This is a genomic window from Amycolatopsis circi, from assembly GCF_003385235.1.
GTDB lineage: Bacteria > Actinomycetota > Actinomycetes > Mycobacteriales > Pseudonocardiaceae > Amycolatopsis > Amycolatopsis circi.
Genome location: NZ_PQIA01000274.1, coordinates 1 through 2,892, shown reverse-complemented (window position 1 = coordinate 2,892; position 2,892 = coordinate 1). Strand labels below are relative to the sequence as shown.

Genomic DNA, 2,892 nt, shown 5'->3' with positions numbered 1-2,892 from the left:
CTGAAGACGAAACTGGCACGCATCGCTCTCGTGATTCCTTGGTTCGGGGCGGGACGGGTCGGGGGCGGTCTGTATAAGAGACGTATGCCGTAGACGCCCCGGGCGTCGTCGCGGATCACGCGACCGAGCTGCAGCTCGACGACCCGCCGCCGCATCGAGTCCACGATGGAATGGTCGTGCGTGGCCATCAGCACGGTGGTGCCGGTGCGGTTGATCCGCTCCAGCAGCAGCATGATGTCCTGGCTGGTGTCCGGGTCGAGGTTGCCGGTGGGCTCGTCGGCGAGCAGGACGAGCGGGCGGTTCACGAACGCGCGGGCGATCGCGACGCGCTGCTGCTCGCCGCCGGAAAGCTCGTTGGGCAGCCGGTCGGCTTTGCCGTCGAGGCCGACGAGTTCGAGCACCTCGGGCACGACCTTGCGGATCGTGGGCCGCGGTTTTCCGATGACCTCGAGCGCGAACGCCACGTTTTCCGCGACGGTTTTGTTGGCCAGCAGCCGGAAGTCCTGGAACACGCAGCCGATGGTCTGGCGCAGGCGGGGGACCCTGCGCCGGGCGAGCTTGGCGACGTCGAAGTTCGACACCATGACCCGTCCCTTGGAGGGCACCTCTTCCCGCAGCAGCAGCCGCAGGAACGTCGACTTCCCGGAACCGGACGGGCCGATGAGGAAGACGAACTCACCCTTGTCGATCTCGACCGACACCCGTTCGAGGGCGGGACGGGTCGAGGTCTTGTAGACCTTGGAAACCTCTTCGAGCCGGATCACGGTTCGGCATCCTACCCATGGACCCCGTTAAGCCCGGGTTGCCGGTGCCTTGGGTGACCCGCGCCTCGTCCCGGCGCGGGCCGGCTCCGGTGCGGATCAGATCGCGTTCGTCTGCTTGCGCCAGCGGATTCCGGCTTCCAGGAAGCCGTCGATGTCGCCGTCGAGGACCGCGGTGGGGTTGCCGACCTCGAATTCGGTGCGCAGGTCCTTGACCATCTGGTACGGGTGCAGCACGTAGGAGCGCATCTGGTTGCCCCAGCTGGAGCCGCCGTCCTTGAGCGCGTCCATTTCGGCCCGTTCCTCCTCCTTTTTGCGCTGCAGGAGGCGCGCCTGGAGGACCTTCATCGCGGCCGCTTTGTTCTGCAGCTGCGATTTCTCGTTCTGGCAGGAGACGACGATGCCGGTCGGGAGGTGGGTGAGGCGGACCGCGGAGTCGGTGGTGTTGACGCTCTGCCCGCCGGGACCGGAGGAGCGGTACACGTCGACGCGGATGTCTTTTTCCGGGATGTCGACGTGGTCGACTTCCTCGACCTCGGGCAGGACCTCGACGTGCGCGAAGGACGTCTGCCGCCGGCTCTGGTTGTCGAACGGCGAGATCCGCACGAGGCGGTGGGTGCCTTGCTCGACCGAGAGGGTGCCGTAGACGTACGGGGCGGTCACCTTGAAGGTGGCGGACTTGATGCCCGCTTCTTCGGCGTAGGAGATGTCGAAGACGTCCGTCGGGTAGCCGTGCCGCTCGGCCCAGCGCAGGTACATGCGCAGCAGCATTTCGGCGAAGTCGGCCGCGTCGACGCCGCCTGCTTCGGAGCGGATGTTGACGACGGCGTTGCGGTCGTCGTATTCGCCGGACAGCAGGGTGCGGACTTCGAGCGCGTCGATGTCTTTGCCGAGGTCGGCGAGGTCGCCCTCGGCCTCGGTCATGCTGCCGGAGTCGCCTTCGTCGGCGGCGAGCTCGTAGAGGACGCCGAGGTCGTCGAGGCGCTGGCGCAGTTCGGAGACGCGGCGCAGCTCGGCCTGCCGGTGGGACAGCTGGCTGGTGACCTTCTGGGCTTCTTCGACGTTGTCCCAGAGGGTGGGGCTGGACGCTTGCTCCTCGAGCTCGGCGACCTGCGCCCGCAGCGCGTCGAGGTCCATCACCGACTCGATCTGCGTCAGCTTGCCGGTCAGGTCCTTCAGCGCCGCATCGAACTCATCACTCACGTCGGACAACGTTACGGCAAAACCCACGACCGGTCGCGAACCGGTCGTGGGGCCGTGGCGAAGCTCAGGCCTGCGGGATCGAGTCGAGCAGCTTCAGTGCGGCCTTGGCCTGCGCCTGGGCGAACTCGGCGACTGCCTTGGCGTAGGGGCCGTCGGCGGTCTTGGTGGCGTTCTTGGCCTCTTCGAGCTGCGCCTGGTAGGTGGTGCGGGCGCTGTCGAGCAGGGCGGTGCGCTGTTTGGCCGTCAGGGAGCCGGCGTGCACGAGCCGCAGGATGAGCGGGCTGCGGAGGTGGTCGGGTCCGGCCTCGGACGTGAGCCACGTCTTGAAGGCCTTCTTGCCTGCCGCGGTGAGCACGTACTGCTGGCTCGAACGGGGTCCTTGTTTGCCGAGCCGGACGAGACCCTCTTTCGAGAGCGCCGGGAGTTCGCGGTAGACCTGGCTGCGGGTGACGCTGAAAAAGGCGCCGAAGCGCTCGTCGGCGCCCGAGACCAGCTGCCCGCCCGTGGCGGGGCCGTCGTGGAGCAGACCGAGCAGAGCGGCGGCGGTTGCATTCAATTCGGACACCCCTCTACGGTCCCACTTATCCGCCCCTGTGTCCACAGTGGTCACGAATCAGTCCATTGTGGCCTGCGGCAACCCCTCTAACAGCCCAGTCCGCAGGTATGTCCACAATAGACTTTGCGACGCTCCGCAACCACCGCCGAAACGATCACCGCGCCGCAACCACCACCCGAGCGACGGCCAAATGGCGCACAAAAAAGCCGGGGCCCGTGCATCCGCACGAGCCCCGGCTTTGTATCCAAGTAGCGGGGACAGGATTTGAACCTGCGACCTCTGGGTTATGAGCCCAGCGAGCTACCGAGCTGCTCCACCCCGCGTCGTTGTGAAAACAACAATACACCCCCCGCCAGACCCCCAAACACCACC

2 protein-coding genes, 1 tRNA gene and 1 pseudogene are annotated in these 2,892 nt (G+C 66.8%); all 4 read right to left on the bottom strand.

What is annotated here, in order from left to right; all coding sequences use genetic code 11:
• Positions 1 to 83 precede the first annotated feature (83 nt).
• A pseudogene (gene ftsE / locus D0D37_RS46155) lies at positions 84 to 764 on the bottom strand (cell division ATP-binding protein FtsE); the annotation flags it as partial.
• Between the two features lie 96 nt (positions 765 to 860).
• Entirely contained in the window at positions 861 to 1,964 is a 1,104-nt protein-coding gene (prfB, locus tag D0D37_RS46150; protein WP_116206875.1) for a peptide chain release factor 2, read from the bottom strand.
• Between the two features lie 64 nt (positions 1,965 to 2,028).
• Positions 2,029 to 2,529: a PadR family transcriptional regulator gene (locus tag D0D37_RS46145; RefSeq protein ID WP_116206874.1), complete on the bottom strand. Its 501-nt coding sequence runs from the start codon at positions 2,527 to 2,529 to the stop codon at positions 2,029 to 2,031.
• Positions 2,530 to 2,769: 240 nt separating this feature from the next.
• Positions 2,770 to 2,843: transfer RNA gene (locus tag D0D37_RS46140), tRNA-Met, on the bottom strand.
• Positions 2,844 to 2,892: the final 49 nt, after the last annotated feature.